This is a genomic window from Aquipseudomonas ullengensis, assembly GCF_014174475.1.
Taxonomy (GTDB): Bacteria; Pseudomonadota; Gammaproteobacteria; order Pseudomonadales; family Pseudomonadaceae; genus Aquipseudomonas; species Aquipseudomonas ullengensis.
Genome location: NZ_JACJUD010000002.1, coordinates 336,368 through 360,322, shown reverse-complemented (window position 1 = coordinate 360,322; position 23,955 = coordinate 336,368). Strand labels below are relative to the sequence as shown.

Below are 23,955 nucleotides of genomic sequence, written 5' to 3'. Positions count from 1 at the left end.
TCACCTTCAACACCCCGAGCCCCCACTACACCCTGGGCGCTGCTGGCCAGGTACTGCTGACCCAGGCCGGGGTCAATGTGATCAACGCCGGCGGCACCCTGGATGCCATCGACCTCAAGGTCACTCAGAACAACGACGCCACCAAGGTTGGCACCGCTAGCGATACACCGGTGGTTACCGCCGTCGACGACGCGCCGACCATCACCGTCACCGCCAATGACTTCACTGAAGACAGCGGCGTGGTCGTGGGCGCGGTGGCCGGTACCTACACCACCGCCGATGCCGAAGGTGATGCACGCACCGTCACCTTCAACACCCCGAGCCCCCACTACACCCTGGGCGCTGCTGGCCAGGTACTGCTGACCCAGGCCGGGGTCAATGTGATCAACGCCGGCGGCACCCTGGATGCCATCGACCTCAAGGTCACCCAGAACAACGATGCCACCAAGGTTGGCACCGCTAGCGATACACCGGTGGTTACCGCCGTCGACGACGCGCCGACCATCGCCTCTGCCAGCGTTACGCTTTCCGAAGAAGCGCTAGCGGGAGGTATTCCGGACTCCAACGGTGCGAGCGATAGCGCCGCCCAGAGCGGTACGCTGGCAATCACTCACGAAGGTGCTGCCACCGTCAGCCTGGACCTCAACTCCTTGCCGTCTCTCACGTCGGGTGGGGTTGAAATCACCTGGAGCTACGGCAGCAATGGCAGTAACCACGCCGTTATCCTGGGCAAGGCAGGTGCCAGCGACGTTATCCAGATCAGCCTTAACGGCGGTAATGGTGCCGTTGCCGCAGGCACCAGTAACGTTGGCTACACCGTAAACCTGCTTGGCCCTGTCGATCACCCGAATACCACCAGCGAGGACGTGCTGAACTTCAACGTCGGCGTCTCCATCTCCAACGGCACAAGCAGCAGCACAGGCACACTGGCCGTGAGGATCGAAGACGACGCACCGCACGCGGGCATCATCTCGAAAACCACCGGGACCGAGACTGTCTTCAACGCCAACGTGCTGATCAGCCTCGATATCTCGACCAGCATGGACGAGTCCTCCAACATTAATGGTCTGAGCCGCCTGGACGCCGCGAAACAAGCCATCGTCTCGCTGCTCAATGACTACAAGGCAACGCTTGCAGGCGCTGACAGCGGCGATGTGCGGGTGAATATCAGCCTGTTCGGCACTACCAATACTCAGCTCTCCGCTGGCTGGGTGAGCCTCGATGCCGCAATCAACCTGATCAACACCTTCACCCGCCCAGGTGGCACCCAATACACCAACTACGACGCCGCGCTGCAGGAGCTCATCGACTCCTTCAACCCTGCCGAATACGGCGCCAACGGCCCCGTCACCGCCGTGGGTACGCAGAACGTTTCTTACTTCCTGAGTGACGGCGAACCGACCAAGTCCAACATCAACCCCGGCGGCAGCAACTCGTACCTGTCTACAGATCCGTCGTTGGGTGACGGCATCCAGGCGGGTTCTGCTAGCGGTTTCAATGCCAACAGCACCAATGGCACCAGTGATGTCGGGCAGAGCAACTGGGAGGCCTTCCTCGTTGCCAACAAGGTGATTTCCTATGCCATTGGTATGGGCTCGGGGGTATCGGCTACTTACCTGAACCCGATTGCTTACAACGGCGCCACCGGCAGCGACGACAACACCAACCTGGTCAAAGTCGTTACCAACATGAGCCAGCTGTCCAGCGTGCTGATTGGCACCACGCCGCAAGCCGAGCAACTTGCCGGCTTCCTGGTAGCAGGCACTGCCACCGCTGCTGGGTTTGGTGGTGATGGTGGCCACGTCATGACGGTCACGGTGGATGGCGTTGCCTACACCTACAACCTGGCGAGCAACACCATCTCTGCAACAGGTGTACCCACCATCAGTGGCCACACCCTTAGCCTTACCACGGCTCTGGGCGGCAGCTTCACCATCGATATGTCGACCGGCGGCTACAGCTACACGCCATCCAGTTCTGGAACTGCAGGGACGGAGCGCATCTACTTCACCCTCACCGACAAGGACGCGGACTCCGAGTCCGGGCTGTTGAAGATCGTGGTGAACAGCAGCACGACGACTGCAGCGGACGACACCGTCATCACCAACATCCTCGCCAACAGTGTCACCGTAGCGGCTGAAGCCTTGCTGGCCAACGACTCGGCCGCACACGGCGGCACCTTGAGCGGCAGCAACCAGACGCTGGCCACCGGCTGGCTGCCAACCACGCAGCCTGTGCAGAGCGTCACCAGTACACGTACCAGTGCCGCCACTGTCTCGCGCGCCAACTTCGATCTGGAGTCAGCCACCGCTGCTACGTTGCTGGTCACTGGCGCACTGAGTGGCAACAACAACAGCAGCGACAACCGCAGCGATGTACTGACCATCACCCTGCATGCCGGCGAGAAACTCACGCTGGCAACCAGTAGCGCGGTCAGCTTTGAATACCATGCAGGTACCACAACTGGCGGCAGCTATTCCGCTCTCGTCAACAACTCCATCTCCAACACAGGTACTGCTGATCAGAGCTACCAAATCCGGGTCAACAAATCTGGCAACGGTACAGTCAACTACAGCCTGGACCTGACCCTGGATGGCAGCGGTTTCAACCCGAGCGAGTTCATCTCCAGTGCCCATGGCACGTACACCGCAACCGGCAGTGCTGGTGGTACCGATACTGGCGATGTCAGCCTCACTTACCAGGCGGGCAATACCCTCACCGGCACCAGCGGCAATGACACACTGCTGGCCTCCAACACCGCGACAACACTGAACGGTAATGGCGGCCATGACGTGCTGTACGGCGGCAGTGCTGGCGACACCCTGAATGGCGGGACTGGTAACGACACGCTGTTCGGCAAGGCCGGCATAGACACCCTGCTGGGTGGCGCCGGTGATGACATCCTGATTGGTGGAACCGGTAACGACATCCTGCAAGGCGACGCCGGAAGCGACACCTTTGTCTGGAAAAGCGGCGACCTGGGCACTGACACCATCAGGGACTTCAAGCTGGGCGAAGATCACCTCGACCTCAGCGACCTGCTGCAGAACGAACAGAACTCCGCCGATCTGACCAATTACATCAAAGTCAGCGCCAATGGCAGCGACCTGTTGATCAGCAGCAGCGGCAGCCTGAATAGCGGCGGCACTGCTGATCTGACCATTCACCTGGACAACACCAACCTGCATGACCCGAGCCTGAGCCTGGGCGCGTCGCAAACAGCGATCATCAACTCGCTGGTTGCCGGGGCAGACCCCACCATCAAGCTCGACCACTAAACTGCGGCGTAAAAACAAAGCCGGCCCTTAATGGGCCGGCTTTTTTGTTTTCAGTTCGCGTGGCGGTTGCCTTTGCCAGGTTCGCCGGAGCGCCTGTCGCCTCGCTGCTGTCTGTGCGCCTGTTGCGGACGCTGATGCCCGCCATTCAGCAGTTGCTGATTCGGCCTGCTGGATGGCCGGGAAACCTGCTGCCCGTGATTGCGATCAGGCAGACGCTGGCCATTCCAACCGCTCTGCGGCGGCCGATAGTTGGCTGGCGGGCGGGCCTGGTGAGGTTTGTCGTGGCGCCGGTCGTTGTCGTGACGGCGATGATCGTTAGGGTGGCGGTCACGCCGGTCGTCATGACCACCGTTGTAGTGGTAGCGCGGCGGCTCCCGGTAGCCGTAGTGACGCGGGGCGTCGTAGCGGTAGTAGCGCTGCTGCACCGGATAAGCCGGGTACACCGGATAGGTCTCATAACGCTGCACGCTGTAGCCGCGATCTCCGTAGTAGCGGGAGTCGTAGCGATCATCGTCGTAGTCATAGACGGCACAACCATTCAGGGTCAGACCCAGTACTGCAATCAGGATTGATCGGCTGGACATGGCGGCCTCCTTCGACCGCGGGGATGGCGACGGCGATTACCGGCACCTGGGATTGCTCCCACAACTATGACTGCGACCTCCACAGACAAGTGCTGAAGCCCTGAGGCGAAAGTTGTATCGGCGCATTTCCCGTGCGCGCACCATTTTGCCCCGGCTCTCGCGCCGTATTGGCGCGCCCGGCTCCAGCAAGAAAGCTCAGACTCAGGGGAAGACCACGCCGTTAGCGGGCTACATCGAGTTGGCACAGCATTCGCTTTGCAGCCCGCGCACAAGGTCCCCATCAATGCGATGAGGATTGCCAGACACGATGATCGCAATGGTCGACTAGGGTTCCGAGCTGTCTGAGACAGGTGTCTGGTCCGAGAGTCGACAACCTCGCATTTGGGGTCACACGGAGGGACAAAAGCCCGGGAGAACGCGCAGTATGCCGCCGCGATCCCGTTCGCCCCTGCCCCGAGGTATTCATGCCCCTACGTTCGTTGCCCGCTCGCCTGCTGTCCTGCTCCCTGCTCGCCCTGCTACTGCTGCAATCCCCCCATGCCAGCGCGGATACGCCCCGCTACAAGGTCTGCTGGTCGATCTACGCCGGCTGGATGCTCTGGGGGCAAATGGCCGAGCAGGGCATCATCGACAAGTGGGCGAAAAAGTACGGCATCGAAATCCAGGTCGATCAGGTGCCTGACTACGTCGGCTCCATCGAGCAATACACCGCTGGCCAGTACGACGCCTGCGCCATGACCAACATGGACGCCCTGACCATTCCCGCAGCAGCCGGAGTGGACTCCACCGCCCTGATCATCGGGGACTTCTCCGCCGGCGCCGACGGCATCCTGGTGCGTGGTAGCAGCAAGAGCCTCACCGATCTCAAAGGCAAGACCATCCTGCTGGTGGAAAACTCGGTCTCCCACTACCTGCTCAGCCGCGCATTGGAGTGGGCACACCTGAGTGAAAGTGACGTGACCATCGAGAACGTCTCGGACAAGGACCTGGCCCAGGTCTGGCGCAGTGGCAAAGGCGATGCAGTGGTCACCTGGAACCCGATCCTCGCAGACCTGCGCCAGGACGGTGACAGCGTGCTGGTGTTCAGCTCGCACCACATTCCCGGTGAAATCCTCGACCTGCTGGTAATCAACAGCACCACCCTCGCCGCTCACCCGGAACTGGGTCGCGCACTCACCGGCGCCTGGTTCGAAGGCATGCGCCTGATGGGCATGCCGAATGCCGAAGGCCAGGCCTTCCGCGCCAAGATGGCCGCCGCCGCGGACACCACGCCGGAAGACTTCGACGAACAGTTGAAGACCATTCGCTCCTTCTACTCGCCCCGCTCGGCCTACGCCTTCGCCAACACCGAGAAGATGCCCACGCTGATGGAACGCATCGCCGATTTCGCCGACGCCCACAAACTGCTGGGCAACGACGGCAACGGCCTGCAGACACTCGGCATCAGCTTCACTGGCAACCGCGTGGTGGGCAACGCTGCGCAGATCAAGCTGCGCTTCGACCCCGTCTATATGCAGATGGCCGCCGAAGGAAAACTCTAAGAGCCTGCCGACGATCTCTTGATCGTCGGCCAAGCAGCGTTGAAATAGGGCTCAGGCTGCTCATTTACAGCTCGTAAACTCCGCGCCTTCGCCCAATTTCGCCTTGCCTGGCTCTAGCTCAAAAGATCGTAAGCAGACTCCGCGAGCACCAACAGCGAGCATTGCGCACCACAAACGCGCAATGCTCGCCCGTTTCTGCCCACAGACGGAGCGACAACGCCCAGCCGTGCTGAGCGGACACAACTGGCACGATGTTCGCTTTAACCCATTCATGCAGAAGCCCCCGCGAGGGGCGCGACACGACAATTTGCAATGGCTGACTAGGGTTCCGGCTCGACTGCTCCACACGGAGACAGACGAGTGACTGGTCCGAGAGTTGGCGACCTCGTTCGGGGTTACACGGCGGGACAAAAGCCCGGGAGAACGCGCCACCTGTTGATTCAGGAAAGTGTCGCGCTGCTCTGCCCGTATCCCAGAACTGGAGGTTCACCCCATGCGCAAGTCCCTGCTGTCCTCGCTGATCGCCGCTGGCCTAGCTGCCGCCCTGAGCATCCCCGCTCACGCCGAAAAGAAAGACCACTTCAGCGTCTGCTGGACCATCTACGCCGGCTGGATGCCCTGGGAATACGGCCAAGCCGAAGGCATCGTCGAGAAGTGGGCGAAGAAGTACGACATCGCCATCGATGTGGTTCAGCTCAATGACTACGTCGAGTCGATCAACCAGTACACCGCCGGTCAGTTCGACGGCTGCACCATGACCAACATGGACGCCCTGACCATCCCCGCCGCCGGCGGTGTGGACAGCACCGCGCTGATCGTCGGCGACTTCTCCAACGGCAACGACGGCATCGTCATCAAGGGCGAGAAAAAGACCCTCGGTGATCTCAAGGGCCTGGACGTCAACCTGGTCGAACTCTCCGTCTCCCACTACCTGCTGGCCCGTGGCCTGGAGCGTGCCGGCCTGGCCGAGAAAGACCTGAAAGTGGTCAACACCTCCGACGCCGACATGGTCGCCGCCTTCGCCACCGACGATGTGCAAGCCGTGGCCACCTGGAACCCGCTGCTGGCCGAAATCGAAGCCACGCCGAAGGTGACCAAGGTGTTCGACTCCAGCCAGATCCCCGGCGAAATCATCGACCTGATGGTGGTCAACTCCGACACCCTGAAAGACAACCCCGCCCTGGGCAAAGCCCTGACCGGCGCCTGGTACGAAATCATGGCGACCATGAGCGCCGACTCGGCCGCAGGCAAAGCAGCCCGCGAGCACATGGCCAAGGCCTCCGGCACCGACCTGGCCGGCTACGAAGCGCAACTGGCGGCGACCAAGATGTTCTACAGCGCCAAGGATGCCGTGGCCTTCGCCAACAGCCCGAAACTGCCGGCGACCATGAGCAAGGTGGCCGAATTCTCCTTTGCCCACGGCCTGCTCGGCGAAGGCGCACAGAGCGCCGACTTCATTGGCATGGGCTTCGCCAAGGGCGTAGTCACTGGCGACAAGGGCAACCTCAAGCTGCGTTTCGATCCTTCGTTCATGCAGATGGCGGCCGACGGCACGCTCTGACGCCCGCTCCCCTCTTCCAACGGGAGAGGGGAATGTCGAACCCCGAGGAAGCGCCATGCGCCTGATCAACCGACACCCGGACCGCGGCGGCCGCCTGCTGCTGATCCTGTTGCCGTTCGCCCTGCTGCTGTTCGCCTACTTCGTGGGCTCGGCGGCGCGGCTGACGGACAACCCCAACGACAAGCTGTTGCCCAGCGCCAGCCAGATGGCCAGCGCGATTGATCGCCTGGCCTTCACCGAAGACAAGCGCAGCGGCAACTACCTGTTCTGGCAGGACAGCGCCTCCAGCCTGGCCCGCCTCGGCATGGGCATCGGCATCGCCGCCCTGGTCGGCCTGTGCTTAGGGATAGCCGCTGGCATCCTGCCGCTGTTCCGCGCGCCGCTGTCGCCGCTGCTGACCGTGTTGTCGATGGTGCCACCGCTGGCGATCCTGCCGATCCTGTTCATCGTCTTCGGCCTCGGCGAGCTGTCCAAGGTGATGCTGATCGTCATCGGCATCACCCCGGTGCTGGCTCGTGATCTGGAGCAGCGCGCCCGCGAAATCCCCACCGAAATCCTGATCAAGGCGCAGACCCTCGGCGCCAGCACCTGGACGCTGATCCTGCGCGTGGTGCTGCCACAACTGCTGCCGCGCCTGCTGATCGCCCTGCGCCTGGTGCTCGGTTCGGCCTGGCTGTTCCTCATCGCCGCCGAAGCCATCGCCTCCACCGACGGCCTCGGCTACCGCATCTTCCTCGTGCGTCGCTACATGGCGATGGACGTGATCCTGCCGTACGTGGTGTGGATCACCCTGCTCGCCTGGCTGATGGACCTGGGCCTGCGCCAGACCACCCGCCTGTGCTTCCCCTGGTATGAAGGAGCGAAAGCATGAGCGCATTTATCGAGGTCAAGAATGTCTGGCAGGAGTACGGCGATCAGGTTGTGCTGGAGCGCCTGAACCTGAGCATCAACGAAGGTGAGTTCTGCACCCTGGTTGGCGCTTCCGGATGCGGCAAGTCGACCTTCCTGCGCCTGCTGCTGGGTCAGGAACGCGCCAGCCGCGGCGAGATATTGCTCGGTGGTCAGCCGCTGGCCGGCGAGCCGGATAGCAGCCGTGGTGTGGTGTTCCAGCGCTATTCGGTGTTCCCGCACCTGAGCGTGCTGAACAACGTCGCCATCGGCCTGGAGCTGCCACGCTCGCCCCTGCTCGGCCGTCTGTTCGGCGCCGCCAAGCGCGACGCCCGCGAACAGGCGGCAGTCATCCTCAAGAAAGTCGGCCTCGGCCACGCGCTGGACAAATACCCAAGCCAGCTCTCCGGCGGCATGCAGCAACGCCTGGCCATCGCCCAGGCGCTGATCATGAAGCCGCGCGTGCTGCTGCTCGACGAACCTTTCGGCGCGCTGGACCCGGGCATCCGCAAGGACATGCACGCCCTGCTGCTGGAGCTGTGGCACGAGACCAAGCTGACCGTGTTCATGGTCACCCATGACCTGAGCGAGGGCTTCAGCCTTGGCACCCGCCTGCTGGTGTTCGACAAGACCCGTATCGACCCGCACGCACCGAACGCCTTCGGCGCGCGCATCACCTACGACATCCCCCTGAACAGCGACCGCCGCGCCACCCGCGCCGCCGTCGAGGCACTGCCGGCGCACATCACCGGCACCCCGCAACCGGCCCTGTAAGGAGCAACCATGACCGCATCCCTGACCCTGCGCCCCAGCCTGTACGAAGAACTCGTACCCGGCGGCGGCCACACCTCCTTCGTCCTCAAGCGCGGCCAGCTGCTGCGCGTTACCGATCTCGAAGGCGGCGCCAACGTCAGCCTGCTGCTGCTTTCCGCCGTCGAGAAAAGCGAGCGCCTGAACCTGCCCGACACCCTCAAGTGCCAGCACACCGCCAAGCTCACCGCCGGCCACTGCCTGTACTCGGACATGGGCCGCGTGCTCGCCGCCATCACCGCCGACACCTGCGGCTGGCATGACAGCTTCGGCGGCGTGCTGAATGCCGAGGAAGTCACCGAGAAGTACGGTGCCGGGCGCTACCAGGAGCTGCGCAACGGCTACTTCCGCAACGGCGTGGACAACCTGCTGGTGGAAATGGGCAAGTGGAACCTGAACATCCAGGACCTGCTGATGGCGCTCAACCTGTTCAGCAAGGTCAGCGTCGACGGCGACGGCCGCTTCCATTTCGAACCTGGCAACTCCAAGGCCGGCGACTACATCGAGCTGTACGCACCGATGGACACCTTGGTGGCGCTCACCGCCCTGCAGCACCCGCTGGACCCCAACCCGCAGTACGCGCCCAAGCCGGTGCAACTGAGCTGGAGCAAGGTCGAGAGCGACGGCATCAGCGTGCTCTGCCGCACCTCGCGCCCGGAAAACGGCCGCGGCTTCCACAACACCGAACGCCTGTTCATTTGATTGGGTCCCCGCCTTCGCGGGGATGACGAAGAAAACCTATAGACCGTCATTCCCGCGAAGGCGGGAATCCAGTGAAACAACACCGAGGACATTCCGATGAGCCTTACTGCAAGCGACAAACACGCCGCCACCGCCGTCTACCGCCACGAGATCCCGGCCGGCGAGCCGTTCCTCTGCGAAGTCAAAGCCGGGCAGACCGTGCGCCTGCTCGACCTCGAAGGCAACCAGGCGGTCGACACGCTGTTCTTCAGCGCGAAGAACCCACGCGAGCGCTACGACCCGCAACGCACCCTGCGCAAACAGAACAGCGTGTACCTGACCACCGGCACCGTCCTCTACTCCAACCTGGGCAACCCGCTGCTGACCATCAGCGCCGACACCTGCGGCCGCCACGACACCCTCGGCGGCGCCTGCGCCCAGGAGAGCAACACGGTGCGCTACGCCTTGGACAAGCGCTACATGCACAGCTGCCGCGACAACTTCCTGCGCGCCAGCCTGCACGACGGCCGCCTGGAGAAGCGCGACATCGGCGCCAACATCAACTTCTTTATGAACGTGCCGGTGACGCCCGAAGGCGGCCTGACCTTCGAGGACGGCATCTCCGCGCCGGGCAAGTACGTCGAGCTGATCGCGCACATGGACGTCATCGTGCTGATCTCCAACTGCCCGCAACTGAACAACCCCTGCAACGGCTGGAACCCGACCCCGGCCGAGGTGCTGGTATGGGACTGAAGCAGCTTCGCGAATGGCTGTTCCGCCTGTGCCAGAGCCGCTCGGGGCAGTGCCTGGAGCAACAGCCCAAGCCACCGCAGAACCCGTAGGAGCGAGCTTGCTCGCGATCAAACCGACAGACCGCTGATCGCCAGCAAGCTGGCTCCTACACAGAACACACGCATTTCCCACCCCGGACGACCGTGGTGCAGACCGAATACAGCGGGACGGCCCGCCAACCCTTCCGAGGGCAAGCAGATGTTCGACAAACTCCTGATCGCCAACCGCGGCGCCATTGCCTGCCGCATCCTGCGCACCCTGCGTCAACTGGACGTCAAAGGCGTGGCCGTGTACTCCGAGGCCGACGCCGCCAGCCTGCATATCCAGCAGGCCGATGAAGCTTTCAGCCTCGGCGAAGGCCCGGCCGCCGGCACCTATCTGGTGGTCGACAAGATCCTTGCCGTCGCCAAGCAGACTGGGGCCAAGGCCATTCACCCCGGCTACGGCTTCCTCTCCGAAAACGCCGCCTTCGCCGAAGCCTGCGAGGCCGCCGGCATCGCCTTTGTCGGCCCGACGCCCGAGCAGCTGCGCGTATTCGGCCTCAAGCACACCGCCCGCGCGCTGGCCAAACAACATGGCGTGCCAATGCTCGAAGGCACCGAACTGCTGGAAAACCTCGACGCCGCGCTGGTCGCCGGCGAGCAGGTCGGCTACCCGGTGATGCTGAAAAGCACCGCCGGCGGTGGCGGCATCGGCATGCGCGTGTGCAACAGCGCCCCCGAGCTGAGCGACGCCTTCGACGCGGTCAAGCGCCTGGGGCAGAACAACTTCAGCGACTCCGGCGTATTTATCGAGAAGTACATCCAGCGTGCCCGCCATCTGGAAGTGCAGGTGTTCGGCGACGGCCAGGGCGAAGTCCTCGCCCTCGGCGTGCGCGACTGCTCGGTGCAGCGGCGTAACCAGAAAGTGCTGGAAGAAACCCCGGCGCCCAACCTGCCGGCCGGCATGGCGGATGAACTGTGCGCGGCAGCGATCAAGCTGGCCAAGGCGGTCAGCTACCGCAGCGCCGGCACCGTCGAATTCGTCTACGACAGCGAGGCCGAGCGCTTCTACTTTTTAGAGGTGAACACCCGCCTGCAGGTCGAGCACGGCGTCACCGAACAGGTGTGGGGCGTCGACCTGGTGCGCTGGATGATCGAACTGGCGGCCGGTGACCTCGCGCCGCTGAGCGAGCTGGCGAAGGGCCTGAAACCCAGCGGCCACGCCATCCAGGCGCGCCTGTACGCCGAAGACCCGGGCCGCGATTTCCAGCCGAGCCCCGGCCTGCTCACCGCCGTAGACTTCCCCAAGGCCGATGGCAAGGCCCTGCGCATCGATACCTGGGTCGAAGCCGGCTGCGAGATTCCGCCCTACTTCGATCCGATGATCGCCAAGGTCATCACCTGGAAGCCGACCCGCGAAGAAGCCAGCGCCGCGCTGAACCAGGCCCTGGCCGACACCCTGCTGTACGGCGTGGAAACCAACAGCCAGTACCTGCGGCAGATCCTGATCGATGCCCCCTTCGCCAGCGGCGAGCCCTGGACCCGCTGCCTGGAAGGCCTGACCTACCAGGCGCATACCTTCGAGGTGCTGTCCGCCGGCACCCAGACCACCGTGCAGGACTTCCCCGGCCGCCTCGGCTACTGGGCCGTCGGCGTGCCGCCGTCCGGGCCGATGGACGACCGCGCGCTGCGCCTGGGCAACCGCCTGCTGGGTAATGACGAAGGCGCCGCCGGCCTGGAAATCACCATGAGCGGCCCGCTGCTGCGCTTCAACACCGACGCGGTGGTCGCAGTCACCGGTGCGGCGATTCCGCTGAGCGTGGATGGCGCCGAGCAACCGATGAACACCGCGCTGCTGATCAAGGCCGGCAGCACCCTGAGCCTCGGCACCATCGCCGGTAGCGGCGCACGGTCCTACCTCACCCTGCGCAGCGGCCTGCAGGTGCCGGAATACCTGGGCAGCAAAAGCACCTTCACCCTCGGCCAGTTCGGCGGCCACGGCGGCCGCGCCCTGCGTGCCGGCGATGTGCTGCATATCCCCGCCTTGAGCGACGCGGACAACGGCGCACAACTGCCCAGCGAGCTGTGCACCGCCCTGCCCGCCGTCCGCGAAATCCGCGTGATCTACGGCCCGCATGGCGCGCCGGAATACTTCACCCCGGCCTACATCGAGACCTTTCTCGCCACCGACTGGGAAGTGCACTTCAACTCCAGCCGTACCGGCGTACGCCTGATCGGGCCGAAACCGGAGTGGGTGCGCGACAGCGGCGGCGAAGCCGGCCTGCACCCGTCGAACATCCACGACAATCCGTATGCAATTGGGGCCGTCGACTTCACTGGCGACATGCCGGTGATCCTCGGCCCGGATGGCCCGAGCCTGGGCGGCTTTGTTTGCCCGGTAACCATCATCGAGGCCGACCTGTGGCAACTCGGCCAGCTCAAGGCCGGCGACAAGCTGCGCTTCGTGCCGGTGAACATCGACACCGCGCGCCAGTTGGCCAAGGCGCGCAAGGCAGAGGTAGCCGGGCTGGAAGCCGTCGCGGTGAGCTGGAAACCGATCCCGCTGGAGCCGCCGGTGATCCTCGACATCGGCAGCCAGGACAAGCGCCTGGTCGCCCGCCTCTCCGGCGACACCCACCTGCTGCTGGAAATCGGCCAGGCCGAGCTGGACCTGGTGCTGCGCTTCCGCGGCCATGCGCTGATGCAGGCGCTGGAAGCGAAGAACCTCAACGGCGTGATCGACCTGACCCCGGGCATCCGCTCGCTGCAGGTGCATTACCAGCCGGAAACCCTGTCGCTGGCCAACCTGCTCGCGGTGGTGATCGGCGAGTGGGACGCGGTGTGCAACGCCCAGGACCTCAAGGTGCCGTCGCGCATCGTGCACCTGCCGCTGTCCTGGGACGACCCGGCCTGCCAGCTGGCCATCGACAAATACATGACCACGGTGCGCAAGGACGCGCCCTGGTGCCCGAGCAACCTGGAATTTATCCGCCGCATCAACGATCTGCCCAACCTGGATGAGGTCTACAAGACCGTGTTCGACGCCAGCTACCTGGTGATGGGCCTGGGCGACGTCTACCTCGGCGCACCAGTGGCCACGCCACTGGACCCGCGCCATCGTCTGGTCACCACCAAGTACAACCCGGCGCGTACCTGGACCGCCGAGAACTCGGTGGGCATCGGCGGCGCCTACATGTGCGTGTACGGCATGGAAGGCCCCGGCGGCTACCAGTTCGTCGGCCGTACCCTGCAGATGTGGAACCGCTATCGCGAAGTCGCCGCCTTCCACGGCAAGCCCTGGCTGCTGCGCTTCTTCGACCAGATCCGCTTCTATCCGGTGGGTGCCGAGGAACTGCTGCAGATTCGCCGCGACTTCCCGCTCGGTCGTTATGAACTGCGCATCGAAGACAGTGAACTGGCCCTGGCCGACTACCAGGACTTCCTCACCGAGGAAGCCGAGGGCATCGACGCCTTCCGCACCCAGCAACGCGCCGCCTTCGACGCCGAACGCCAGCGTTGGATCGCCTCCGGCCAGGCCCACTACGAAAGCGAGGAAGTAGCACCCGAACTGGGTGACGATGCCCCGCTCGGTGCCGGCCAGCACAGCATCGACAGCCACATTGCCGGCAACCTCTGGCAGGTGCAGGTCGAGGAAGGCAGTACGGTGAAAGCCGGTGATGTGCTGGTGATCCTCGAGTCGATGAAGATGGAAATTCCCCTGCTCGCCCCGCGCGACGGCGTGGTGCGTGAAGTGCGCGTACAGCCTGGCTCGCCGGTGCGTGCCGGGCAGCGCGTGGTGGTGCTGGAAGAGGCCTGAGCCCCACACGAACCGCCCCCTCTCCCCTCTGGGGAGAGGGCCGGGGTGAGGGGACGAGGCCCATCGCAAGCGCAGTGGCCGCCCCAAGCCCCCTCACCCTAACCCTCTCCCCAAGGGGGCGAGGGAACGAACCGCAGGCTGGGTACGCTCTATCGACCCAGTACGAACTCGCAAGAACGAGGAAGCCCGATGAAACATGACTTCGACCTGCGCCTCGGCGCCCTGAAAACCGCCTACGCAGACGGCAGCCTGACCCCGCGCCAGCTGATCCTCGCTCTGCATGAGCAGGCCGCCACGCTCAACCCGGAATTCCACCTGTTCATCCACCTGCTCAGCCTGGAAGAACTGGAACCCTACCTGGCCGCGCTGGACGGCAAGTCAACCGCCGAGCTGCCGCTGTTCGGCGTGCCTTTCGCCATCAAGGACAACATCGACCTGGCCGGCGTGCCGACCACCGCCGCCTGCCCTGCCTTCGCCTACGTGCCCGAGACCAGCGCCACCCTGGTCGCCCAGTTGATCGCCCTCGGCGCCGTACCGATGGGCAAGACCAACCTCGACCAGTTCGCCACCGGCCTCAACGGCACTCGCTCGCCCTATGGTGAATGCCGCAACAGCGTGCACCCGGCCTACCCGTCCGGCGGTTCCAGCGCTGGCTCGTCGCTGGCCGTGGCGCTCGGTGTGGCCAGCTTTGCCCTGGGCACCGACACCGCTGGCAGCGGCCGCGTGCCGGCGGCACTGAACAACCTGGTCGGCCTCAAGGCGACCAAGGGCCTGATTTCCACCGCCGGCGTGGTGCCCGCCTGTCGCACCCTGGACTGCGTCACCTACTTCACCACCACAGCGGCCGAGGCCAGCCAGTTGCTGGCGCTGACCGCCAAGCTGGATGCGCGTGACGAATACAGCCGCGCCAACCCCCTGTGGAACGACGCCAGCGCCTTCGGCAAACCCCGTGCGGGCTTTCGCTTCGGCGTGCCCAAGCAGCTGGAATTCCTCGGCTGCACGGAAAGCCCGGCGCTGTTCGCCAGCAGCATCGAGCAGTTCAAAGCCCTCGGCGGCGAAGCGGTGGAAATCGACTTCGCGCCCTTCCTCGAAGCCGCGCGCCTGCTCTATGAAGGCCCCTGGGTCGCCGAGCGCTACAGCGTCGCCGGCGCACTGATCGAGCAGCAGCCGGACGCCGTGCTGCCGGTGATCAAGGCCGTGCTGGAAAAAGCGCCCGGCGTCAGCGGTGTCGATACCTTCCGCGCCCAGTACCGCCTGCAGGCGCTCAAGGCGATCTGCGACCGCATCCTCGCTGATGTCGATTGCGTGCTGACACCGGCGTACCCGCGCCCGGTGACGCTGGACGAGTTGCACGCCGAGCCGGTCAAGCGCAACTCGGACCTGGGCTACTACACCAACTTCATGAACATGCTCGACTACGCTGCCGTCGCGGTGCCGGCCGGCTTCATGGCCAACGGCCTGCCGTGGGGCGTGACCCTGTTCGGCCGCGCCTTCACTGACCAATACCTGCTGAGTCTGGCCGACGGCCTGCAGCGCCAGCACGGCCTGCCGCTGTCGGGTGAGCGCAGCCTAAACGCGCAAGCACCAGCCACCCTCGCCCGCAACGACCGCGCCCGCGTGGTGGTGTGCGGCGCGCACCTCGACGGCCTACCGCTGAACTGGCAGCTCAAGCAACGTGGCGGCCGCCTGCTGCAAGCCACGCAGAGTTCGCCGGACTACCAGCTGTACGCCCTGGCTGGCGGCCCGCCGTTCCGCCCCGGCATGGTGCGGGTCGCCGAGGGCGGCGTGGCCATCGCCGTGGAAGTCTGGGAACTGCCGAGCGCCGAGCTGGGCTCGTTCCTCACCGGCATCCCCGCGCCGCTGGGCCTAGGCAAGGTGCAGCTGGCCGACGGCAGCTGGGAAACCGGTTTTATCTGCGAGCCATACGGCCTGGCTGGCGCGGTCGACATCACCCACTTCGGCGGCTGGAAGGCCTACATGAAGAGCAAAACCTGAGGCCGCTCAACGCTCTTGTAGGAGCCAGCTTGCTGGCGATGCTCTTGCGGTGCTGCTGATCGCCAGCAAGCTGGCTCCTACAAAAGTACTGCGCGCTGATAGCTAAGGATGCGCCCCTTGAACGGCGCATCCGGATCGACGATCAGCACCTCGGCCACCGGCTTGCTGTGGCGGCCGAACAGCAACCAGGTGGCAGAGGAAATCCCCGCTCGCTCGGCCAAACCATCGCGGTCGGCAAGGCACTTGAGCAGCCGTGGCTGCGCGGCCTTACCGGGTAACGCTAATTTACACGTCGGGCCGGTGACGCCAGCCGGCCCGCACGCTAGCATTGCGCCACTTCCCCAAGGCTCTGCCGTCATGTCGCTCCGCGCTTCCCGTAAGGCCCAGTTGCTGCTACTCGGATTGTTGCTTGTGCTGCTGGTCGGTGGCTTCGCCGCTACCAGCCTGGTCAGCTACTCCACCTCGCGCGACAGCATTCGGCAGAACATCGTCAACACCGAACTGCCGCTGACCTCGGACAACATCTACTCGGAAATCCAGAAGGACCTGATCCGGCCCATCCTGATTTCCTCGATGATGTCGCGCGACACCTTCCTGCGTGACTGGGTGCTGGCCGGTGAACAGGATGACGAGCCGATGACCCGCTACCTGCGTGAAGTGCAGGAACACTACGGCGCCTACACCAGCTTCTTCATCTCCGAGAAAACCCATACCTACTACCAGGCCAAGGGAGTGCTCAAGCAGGTCAGCGAGAAGGAGCCGCGCGACATCTGGTACTTCCGCGTGCGCGACATGCAACCGCTCTACGAGATCAATGTCGACCTGGACATGGCCAACCGCGACACCATGACCATCTTCATCAACTACAAGGTGTTCGACTACCAGGGCAACTTCATCGGCGTGACCGGCGTCGGCCTGACGGTGGATGCCGTGGTCAAGCTGATCGACGACTACCAGCAGCGCTACGGGCGCAGCGTGTACTTCGTCGACAAAAACGACAAGATCGTCCTGACCGGTGTCACCGGCGGCCCCCTGGGTGCGCGCGCCGGCCAGACACTGAGTGCCGTACCTGGGCTCGAAAGCCTCGTGCACAAGTTGCCCAAGCCCCAGAGCGGCAGCTACGAGTACCAGGAACACGGGCGCGGCCACTTCCTCAACGTGCGCTACATCCCCGAACTGGAGTGGTACCTGTTCGTCGACAAGCATGAGGAAAGCGCCCTCGCCGACATCCGCCACATCCTGTATTTCAACCTGCTGGTGTGCCTGCTGGTGAGTGTCATCGTACTCGCCGTCGTGTACCTGGCAACCCAGCGCTATCAGCAGCATATCGCCGCACTGGCCACCACCGATGTACTCACCGGCCTGTCCAACCGTCGCGGCTTCAACCTGCTGGCGCAACAGGCGGTACTCGAAGCCCAGCGCGAGCGCAGCCCGCTGAGCGCACTACTGATCGATCTCGATCACTTCAAGCAGCTCAACGACACCCACGGCCACCTGGCCGGCGACGAGGTGCTGCGCGGCTTTGCCAAGCACCTGCAAAGCAACCTGCGCCAGTCCGACATCATCTGCCGCTGGGGCGGTGAAGAGTTCATCCTGCTGCTCAAGGACACAGGCAGCAGCACCGCCCGGCAACTGGCCGAGAAGATCCGCGAACAGACCGAGAACAGCCGCTTCCCGTTCGCCGGGGTCAACCTGCAGGTCACCACCAGCATTGGCCTCACCGAACTGCACGACGACGACAGCCTGGACCGCCTGATCGCCCGTGCCGACCATGCGCTGTACCGGGCCAAGCAATCCGGGCGTAACCGGGTCTGCGAAGAAACCTACGAGCTGCGGCCGTGAGCGACAGCCGCCGCTGCCCACGCTGCGGCCAGTTGAACAGCTGCGCCCAGGCCGAGCAGTTGGAGCCGGTCGAGGACTGCTGGTGTTTCCATCAGCCCGTCGACCCCACCGTGCTCGACAGCCTGCCTGCCGAACAACGCAACCAGGACTGCCTCTGCCCGCGCTGCGCCCAGGGCCTGCCAGTGCCTGCCAAGCCTGTCGACTGAATCCATGCGCCTCGACCGCTTCCTCGGCAATCTGCCCCAACTCAACCGCGCCGATGCACGCCTGTTGCTGGCTCGCGGCCAGGTGCAAGTAGATGGTCAGGTGGTCCGCGATGGTCGCCACGACGTGCGCGAATTCAGCCGCATCCAACTCGGCGATGAGGTGCTGCAAGCCGGCAAACCGGCGCGCTACTTCATGCTCAACAAGCCGGCCGGCGTGGTCAGCGCCACCGAGCATCCCGAGCACCGCACCGTGCTCGACCTGCTCGATGAGCCGGAAAAACACGACCTGCACATCGGCGGTCGCCTCGACCTGAACACCACCGGACTGCTGCTGATCACCAACGACGGCCTGTGGTCGCGGCGCCTCACCGAACCGCGCAGCCGCCTGGGCAAGGTCTACCGGGTGCAGACCGAACAGCCGATCACGCCCGAGTACATCGAGGTGTTCGCCCAGGGTTTGTACTTCGCCTACGAAGACCTCACCACCCTGCCCGCCGAGCTCGAGATCACCGGCAGCCACAGCGCCCTGCTGACCCTGCACGAAGGTCGCTACCACCAGATCAAGCGCATGTTCGGCCACTTCCAGAACAAGGTCATCGGCCTGCACCGCGAACGCATGGGCCCGTTGCTGCTTGATCCCGACCTGGCCCCGGGCCAGTACCGCGCGCTCAGTCCGGACGAAATATCACGGGTCTGACCGTCCGGCAGAAGATGAGAAATCAGCCTTTCGATTGACTTGCTTCGGTCACACAAGCCTGCTTGAATCAAATCCAAGGTCCAGAAGTGACCAGCAAGTCAAACACAACATCTAACAAGCTTTTTTCAGATCGAAGGTGCCACGGCACTGCAAACGGGACTGCCCTCATCGCGCCACCACGGTCGATGTCCCCGGACTGGAAAAGCACCCGCCGCTAATAACAATCGTCGGCCAGCCAGTACGCGCCGACCAAGGCCCCCAAGTTCCCAAGGCACATGCCTACCTGTCGACGTTCGCGCAGCCGTTGCATTCGGTCGCGCGTGCGCAACGCCGTACCCAGGGGCATGCAAGATGAAAGCAGAAACCGCTGTGCTGGATATTCAGGGGCAATACCGGGTTTACACGGAGTTCTACCGCGCCGACAGCGCCGAGCAGACCATCATCCTGGTCAACGGCTCGTTGTCGACCACCGCATCCTTCGCGCAGACGGTCCGTTATCTCTACCCGCATTTCAACGTCGTGCTGTTCGACCTGCCCTACGCCGGGCAATCGCGCGAACACAACGAACACACCCGCTTCATCAGCCGCGAAGAGGAGGCCGACATCCTCCTTGAGCTGGTCGAGCACTTCGCCTGCGACGTCGTGTTGTCATTCTCCTGGGGCGGCATTGCCACCCTGCAGGCGCTCTCCCGGCAGCCCCGGCGCATCACCCGCGCGGTGATCAACTCGTTCGCACCGGTCACCAACAACGCCATGCTCGGCTACCTGGAGCGCGGCGTGGAAGTGATGGACGCCTGCGACCGCGAGAACATCGGTGCGGTGCTCAACGGCACCATCGGCAAGCACTTGCCGTCGCTGTACAAACGCTACAACCACCGCCACGTGGCCAGCTTGCACCCGTACGAGTACGCGCAGATGAGCCACCACGTGCAGACCGTGCTCAATATGGAAGGTCGTTCGTGCGTCAGCTTCGCCGGGGAAATCACCATCCCGCTGCTGTTCGTCAACGGCGAATGGGACGAGTACACCACTCCGGAAGACGCCCGCCTGTTCTCGCAGTACGTGCGCCACTGCGACTTCCGCATCATCAACCAGGCCGGCCACTTCCTCGATATGGAACACAAAGCCGCCTGGATGCAGACCCGCGACGCCCTGCTGGCCTTCCTGCTGCCACCACTGAGCAACCGCCAGCGCAGCATTGCAGTTCAGGAAAGCACCGCCCTCGCCGGCTGAACCCATCCCGCAGGCAGCCACCTGGCACGCCCCGCCAGTGCTCCTGCGGCCGGTCACCGGTAGGGAAACACGGTTTTTATCGTGCGGCAGCTTCTCCTGCCTGGGTGATTCTGGTACAAAGTCACCCGCAAAAGCGGGTGTCGTATAATGGCATTACTCCAGCTTCCCAAGCTGATAACGAGGGTTCGATTCCCTTCACCCGCTCCAGAATCCAAAAGATAAAGCCCTGTTTTTACAGGGCTTTGTTGTTTCTAGGGGTTGGTGGTGTCGAAGAAGTCTCGACACTCGGCTCCAGCGGCCAAGTGACCGAGCGCCTATTGCTTCGTGTAGATGCCATCAAAAGAGGCGGAGTTGTCACCCGCATTGACCCGTCGTGTAGCAAGAGCATCTGGATTACTCGCGATGCATTCACTGTTCGTCAGGTTTCGGCCTTGGGCGCCTGGAATGCCTTGCTGTAGTAACCAGACGGGTCAAAACAGCAGACGTGTTTCTTGCCCGATGCCAGCATATTGCAGGCATCACCGATTCGTTTTGCGCGCGTCTTAAGCTGCTTGGCTGAAGTGATCCAGTGAATCCAGTCCAGTCGTGCGAGGGTCGTCGTCCCGTTCCAGACCTTAAAAGCCTCAGGAGCGGCTGCCAACGCCTCCTGAAAATCAGGTGGAACCTCAGGCTCGGGCTCCTTCTCTACCGGAGCTAACTCAAGCGCGACGATATCCCCAACAGCCGCACCCGCAGCTTCGCGTAGCTCACTACGGACCTGCAGCCAATGGCTCAGCTGACCATCCGGCTCAAGAGTGGCCTGGAAAGGATGGCCATTGAGCGTACCCTCAACGGTGGTCCGTCCTCGCCTCGGAAGTTTTTCACTTACCTCCCTTGGCAGCACCACGAATGCCCATGACGCATCACCTCCCAGCGTTTTCGGACGGAGGAGTTTTGCTTCGAATCGAGACGTCACATCGAGCGTGGTCATGGCAGTTCCATCAACTAATACGCTGACGATTGGTTGTCGGGCAGGCTTCACATCACCTGCAGCACCGGCTCCCACTCGCGTACTTTTGCCGGTACCTCTGCGAAGTTGAAGCAAAGAAACGACGCCGGCGCCAGCGTGAGGCCGCCTTTCTTGAACTTCATTTTCACCAGCACCTCGGCAGCCTGCGCTCCGCGCGCCTGTAGCGCATGGGAGAAATACGCGCACTTGTCGTCGGCGTAGAGCAGGCGCGTCTCGACCCGCACCCGGCTGAAGACCGGCACAGGCCGCGAGAACTTGACCAACAGCGCCACGTTCACAAAACCCGCGCCACTGCGCAGCACGTTGAAGAACTGGCCCACCTTGAGCAGGTAATCCACCTGGGCGGTTTCGGCGAACTGCAGGTACTTGTCGCTCTTGAGCACCTTGATGCCCGAATCGAACGGCGTGACCCAGAACGTAGTCACCACCACATCGCTGGCGGCCTTGCTGCCGTGACTGAACAGCCCGATGCAGAAGGCGAGGATATTTCTCAGTAATCCGGACACTCGCGGCTCCTTTTCCTAAAGGTCAGACAATGGGCCGGCCAGGCGCGGACCGACAGCCAATCCGGCGATAAATTACTGGATAGACTCGCCACTGCCATTACGCATTAGGAGTGAATTCGCCGCTGCACGACACACTCATCACCGTATCGCCCAGCGCCTGCGCGGCGGCCGACAGCTTGTGCCCGGCCAGGCGCAGCAGGCCGACGCGGCGGGTGATCTGCGGCTCGTTCAGGGCCACGCAGCGGGCGCCGAGTTCCTTCATCTGCTCGATGCACAGGCTCGGCACCGCGCTGACGCCCAGCCCCTGGGCGACCATGCGCCCCACCGTCACCAGTTGATGACTCTCGAACGCCACCGGCAGCTTGCCATGCTGCGCAGCGATGCTCTCTTCCAGCAGCAGGCGCACGGCGGATGGCCGCTGCAGGGTGATGAAGTGTTGTTGCAACAGCTCCGCCCAACTCACTTCCGTGCGTGCGCTCAACGCACTGTCGGCCGCTACCACGGCGACGAAGCGGTCGGTGTAGAACGGGGTGAAATCGAGCCCGTCGAGGGCGTCCGGCTCGAAAGCAATGCCCAGTTCGACGCGGCGGTTACGCACCATGTCGATCACCTGTTCGTTGATCACGTCGTGCACCGCCACGTTCACCTTCGGATGGTTGTCGCGAAAGGCCTTGAGCGCGACCGGTAGCAGGTTGGCGGCGAACGACGGCATGGCGGCGATGGCTACCTTGCCCAGCTGCAAGGTGAAGTGCTGGCGCAGCAACTCTTCGGCGTTGTCCCACTCGGCCAGCAGGCGCCGGGCAATCGGCAGCAGGGTTTCGCCTTCCGGGGTCAGGGCCACGCTGCGGGTGGTGCGCACCAGCAACTGACCGCCGAGGGATTCTTCCAGGCTCTTGATCGCCAGGCTCAGCGCCGGCTGGGACAGATGCAGGCGTGCGCAGGCCTGGGCAAAGCTGAGGCTTTGGGCCACCGCAAGAAAGGCGCGTAGCTGTTTGACGGTCATTGATTTGTTTTTTTCATTAATAACCAAGAAAAACAAACTTAACAAATCAGTATCCAGCCGTGAAGCTCTCTACTCGCTCCCGGCAGCCGTACTGCCGAACCGACCCAGACACAAAGGCGCAGCAACATGAGTGGACTCGACAAGCGGGTAGGCAGTTACGCAGAAGCCCTCGACGGGCTGACCGACAACATGACCGTGCTGGCCGGCGGTTTCGGCCTGTGCGGCATCCCGGAAAACCTGATTGGCGAGATTCGCCGTCGCGGCGTCACGGGCCTGACCGTGGTCTCCAACAACTGCGGCGTCGACGGTTTCGGCCTCGGCGTGCTGCTGGAAGACCGGCAGATCCGCAAGATGATCGCCTCCTACGTCGGTGAGAACGCGCTGTTCGAACAACTGCTGCTCAGCGGTGAGTTGGAGGTCGAACTGACTCCGCAAGGCACCCTGGCCGAGAAGCTGCGTGCCGGCGGCGCCGGCATCCCCGCCTTCTTCACTGCCACCGGCTACGGCACCCCGGTCGCCGAGGGCAAGGAAGCGCGGGAAATCAACGGCCGCCACTACATCCTGGAGCCTGCCATCACTGGTGACTTCGCCATCGTCAAAGGTTGGAAGGCCGACCACTTCGGCAACGTGATCTACCGCCACACGGCGCAGAACTTCAACCCGGTGGTCGCCACCGCCGGGCGCATTACCGTGGTCGAGGTGGAGGAAATCGTCGAGCCGGGCGAACTGGACCCGGCGCATATCCATACCCCCGGCATCTATGTCGATCGCATCATCCAAGGCACCTTCGAGAAGCGTATCGAGAAGCGCACCCTGCGCGCCTGAACCCACCTGAGCAGAAGAGAAACTCCCCATGGCACTTACCCGCGAACAGATGGCTCAGCGTGTGGCGCGCGAGTTGAAGGATGGTTACTACGTGAACCTGGGCATCGGCATCCCGACCCTGGTGGCCAACTACGTGCCGGACGACATCGACGTGATGCTGCAGTCGGAAAACGGCCTGCTCGGCATGGGCGCCTTCCCCACCGAGGATGAGCTGGACGCCGACATGATCAACGCCGGCAAGCAGACGGTCACCGCACGCCAGGGCGCGTCCATCTTCTCCTCCGCCGAGTCGTTCGCCATGATCCGCGGCGGTCATGTCGACCTGACGGTACTCGGCGCCTTCGAGGTCGACGTCAACGGCAACATCGCCTCGTGGATGATCCCCGGCAAGCTGGTCAAGGGCATGGGCGGCGCGATGGACCTGGTGGCCGGCGCCGACAACATCATCGTCACCATGACCCACGCCTCCAAGGACGGCGAGTCCAAGCTGCTCACCCATTGCAGCCTGCCGCTCACCGGCTGCGGCTGCATCCGCAAGGTGCTTACCGACCTGGCCTACCTGGAGATTGAAAACGGCGCCTTCATCCTGCGCGAGCGCGCGCCGGGCGTGAGCATCGAGGAAATCGTCGCCAAGACCGCCGGCAAGCTGATTGTGCCGGACGATGTGATCGAGATGAGCTTCTAGCGCATACGACCGGGCGGGCAC

General features: G+C 63.7%; 20 protein-coding genes, 1 tRNA gene and 2 riboswitches. Of the genes, 16 read left to right on the top strand and 5 right to left on the bottom strand.

Going from position 1 to position 23,955, the window contains the following annotated elements; genetic code table 11:
* Positions 1-3,278: beta strand repeat-containing protein (locus tag H3H51_RS07115; RefSeq protein WP_183088356.1), on the top strand; the 3,278-nt coding region annotated here is incomplete at its 5' end.
* A gap of 50 nt (positions 3,279-3,328) precedes the next feature.
* On the opposite strand, the gene H3H51_RS07110 is transcribed toward H3H51_RS07115, so the two are convergent.
* Positions 3,329-3,862, bottom strand: coding sequence for a hypothetical protein (locus tag H3H51_RS07110; protein WP_183088355.1), 534 nt, complete (start codon positions 3,860-3,862; stop codon positions 3,329-3,331).
* Between the two features lie 313 nt (positions 3,863-4,175).
* A riboswitch (guanidine-I (ykkC/yxkD leader) is annotated at positions 4,176-4,278 on the top strand.
* Positions 4,279-4,326: 48 nt separating this feature from the next.
* Here H3H51_RS07110 and H3H51_RS07105 point away from each other — a divergent pair.
* The 8 genes from H3H51_RS07105 to atzF all read left to right on the top strand — a co-directional run bounded on the left by H3H51_RS07105 (position 4,327) and on the right by atzF (position 15,928).
* Entirely contained in the window at positions 4,327-5,403 is a 1,077-nt protein-coding gene (locus tag H3H51_RS07105) for a putative urea ABC transporter substrate-binding protein (RefSeq protein WP_183088354.1), read from the top strand.
* Positions 5,404-5,712: 309 nt separating this feature from the next.
* Positions 5,713-5,827, top strand: a riboswitch (guanidine-I (ykkC/yxkD leader).
* A gap of 69 nt (positions 5,828-5,896) precedes the next feature.
* Positions 5,897-6,964, top strand: a complete 1,068-nt coding sequence (locus tag H3H51_RS07100; protein ID WP_183088353.1) for a putative urea ABC transporter substrate-binding protein — start codon at positions 5,897-5,899, stop codon at positions 6,962-6,964.
* A 55-nt stretch (positions 6,965-7,019) separates the two neighbouring features.
* Complete coding sequence (locus tag H3H51_RS07095; RefSeq protein ID WP_183088352.1) at positions 7,020-7,835, top strand: ABC transporter permease; 816 nt, start codon at positions 7,020-7,022, stop codon at positions 7,833-7,835.
* Complete coding sequence (locus H3H51_RS07090; protein WP_183088351.1) at positions 7,832-8,626, top strand: ABC transporter ATP-binding protein; 795 nt, start codon at positions 7,832-7,834, stop codon at positions 8,624-8,626. The genes H3H51_RS07095 and H3H51_RS07090 overlap by 4 nt, the downstream gene beginning before the upstream one ends.
* Positions 8,627-8,635: 9 nt before the next feature.
* Positions 8,636-9,364: an urea amidolyase associated protein UAAP1 gene (locus H3H51_RS07085; protein ID WP_183088350.1), complete on the top strand. Its 729-nt coding sequence runs from the start codon at positions 8,636-8,638 to the stop codon at positions 9,362-9,364.
* 96 nt (positions 9,365-9,460) lie between these two features.
* Positions 9,461-10,096: an urea amidolyase associated protein UAAP2 gene (locus tag H3H51_RS07080; RefSeq protein ID WP_183088349.1), complete on the top strand. Its 636-nt coding sequence runs from the start codon at positions 9,461-9,463 to the stop codon at positions 10,094-10,096.
* 237 nt (positions 10,097-10,333) lie between these two features.
* Positions 10,334-13,933 carry an urea carboxylase gene (gene uca / locus H3H51_RS07075; RefSeq protein WP_183088348.1) on the top strand — a complete coding sequence of 1,200 codons (3,600 nt, stop codon included), beginning with the start codon at positions 10,334-10,336 and terminating at the stop codon, positions 13,931-13,933.
* Positions 13,934-14,122: 189 nt separating this feature from the next.
* Positions 14,123-15,928, top strand: coding sequence for an allophanate hydrolase (atzF, locus tag H3H51_RS07070; protein ID WP_183088347.1), 1,806 nt, complete (start codon positions 14,123-14,125; stop codon positions 15,926-15,928).
* 77 nt (positions 15,929-16,005) lie between these two features.
* On the opposite strand, the gene H3H51_RS07065 is transcribed toward atzF, so the two are convergent.
* Entirely contained in the window at positions 16,006-16,149 is a 144-nt protein-coding gene (locus tag H3H51_RS07065) for a hypothetical protein (RefSeq protein WP_183088346.1), read from the bottom strand.
* 136 nt (positions 16,150-16,285) lie between these two features.
* Here H3H51_RS07065 and H3H51_RS07060 point away from each other — a divergent pair, with 136 nt between their 5' ends.
* From H3H51_RS07060 to H3H51_RS07040, 5 genes are all read left to right on the top strand, one after another.
* Positions 16,286-17,770, top strand: a complete 1,485-nt coding sequence (locus tag H3H51_RS07060; protein WP_183088345.1) for a sensor domain-containing diguanylate cyclase — start codon at positions 16,286-16,288, stop codon at positions 17,768-17,770.
* The gene (locus tag H3H51_RS07055; protein WP_183088344.1) at positions 17,767-17,976 is read left to right on the top strand and encodes a cysteine-rich CWC family protein; all 210 of its coding nucleotides are present in this window, start codon (positions 17,767-17,769) and stop codon (positions 17,974-17,976) included. Before H3H51_RS07060 ends, H3H51_RS07055 begins: the two co-directional genes overlap by 4 nt.
* A gap of 4 nt (positions 17,977-17,980) precedes the next feature.
* Complete coding sequence (locus H3H51_RS07050; protein ID WP_183088343.1) at positions 17,981-18,673, top strand: pseudouridine synthase; 693 nt, start codon at positions 17,981-17,983, stop codon at positions 18,671-18,673.
* Between the two features lie 351 nt (positions 18,674-19,024).
* Positions 19,025-19,906, top strand: coding sequence for an alpha/beta fold hydrolase (locus H3H51_RS07045; protein ID WP_183088342.1), 882 nt, complete (start codon positions 19,025-19,027; stop codon positions 19,904-19,906).
* Positions 19,907-20,039: 133 nt separating this feature from the next.
* A tRNA-Gly gene (locus H3H51_RS07040) sits at positions 20,040-20,113 on the top strand.
* 211 nt (positions 20,114-20,324) lie between these two features.
* Here the strand turns inward: H3H51_RS07040 and H3H51_RS07035 are convergent.
* The 3 genes from H3H51_RS07035 to H3H51_RS07025 all read right to left on the bottom strand — a co-directional run bounded on the left by H3H51_RS07035 (position 20,325) and on the right by H3H51_RS07025 (position 22,424).
* Positions 20,325-20,876: a YdeI/OmpD-associated family protein gene (locus tag H3H51_RS07035; protein WP_183088341.1), complete on the bottom strand. Its 552-nt coding sequence runs from the start codon at positions 20,874-20,876 to the stop codon at positions 20,325-20,327.
* A gap of 47 nt (positions 20,877-20,923) precedes the next feature.
* Positions 20,924-21,421, bottom strand: coding sequence for a thioesterase family protein (locus H3H51_RS21150; RefSeq protein ID WP_183088340.1), 498 nt, complete (start codon positions 21,419-21,421; stop codon positions 20,924-20,926).
* A 97-nt stretch (positions 21,422-21,518) separates the two neighbouring features.
* A complete protein-coding gene (locus H3H51_RS07025) occupies positions 21,519-22,424 on the bottom strand; it encodes a LysR family transcriptional regulator (RefSeq protein ID WP_183088339.1) in 906 nt (301 codons plus the stop codon).
* A gap of 126 nt (positions 22,425-22,550) precedes the next feature.
* On the opposite strand from H3H51_RS07025, the gene H3H51_RS07020 reads away from it, so the two are divergent.
* Both H3H51_RS07020 and H3H51_RS07015 read left to right on the top strand, forming a co-directional pair.
* A complete protein-coding gene (locus tag H3H51_RS07020; protein WP_183088338.1) occupies positions 22,551-23,249 on the top strand; it encodes a CoA transferase subunit A in 699 nt (232 codons plus the stop codon).
* A gap of 28 nt (positions 23,250-23,277) precedes the next feature.
* Positions 23,278-23,934 carry a CoA transferase subunit B gene (locus H3H51_RS07015; RefSeq protein ID WP_183088337.1) on the top strand — a complete coding sequence of 219 codons (657 nt, stop codon included), beginning with the start codon at positions 23,278-23,280 and terminating at the stop codon, positions 23,932-23,934.
* Positions 23,935-23,955: the final 21 nt, after the last annotated feature.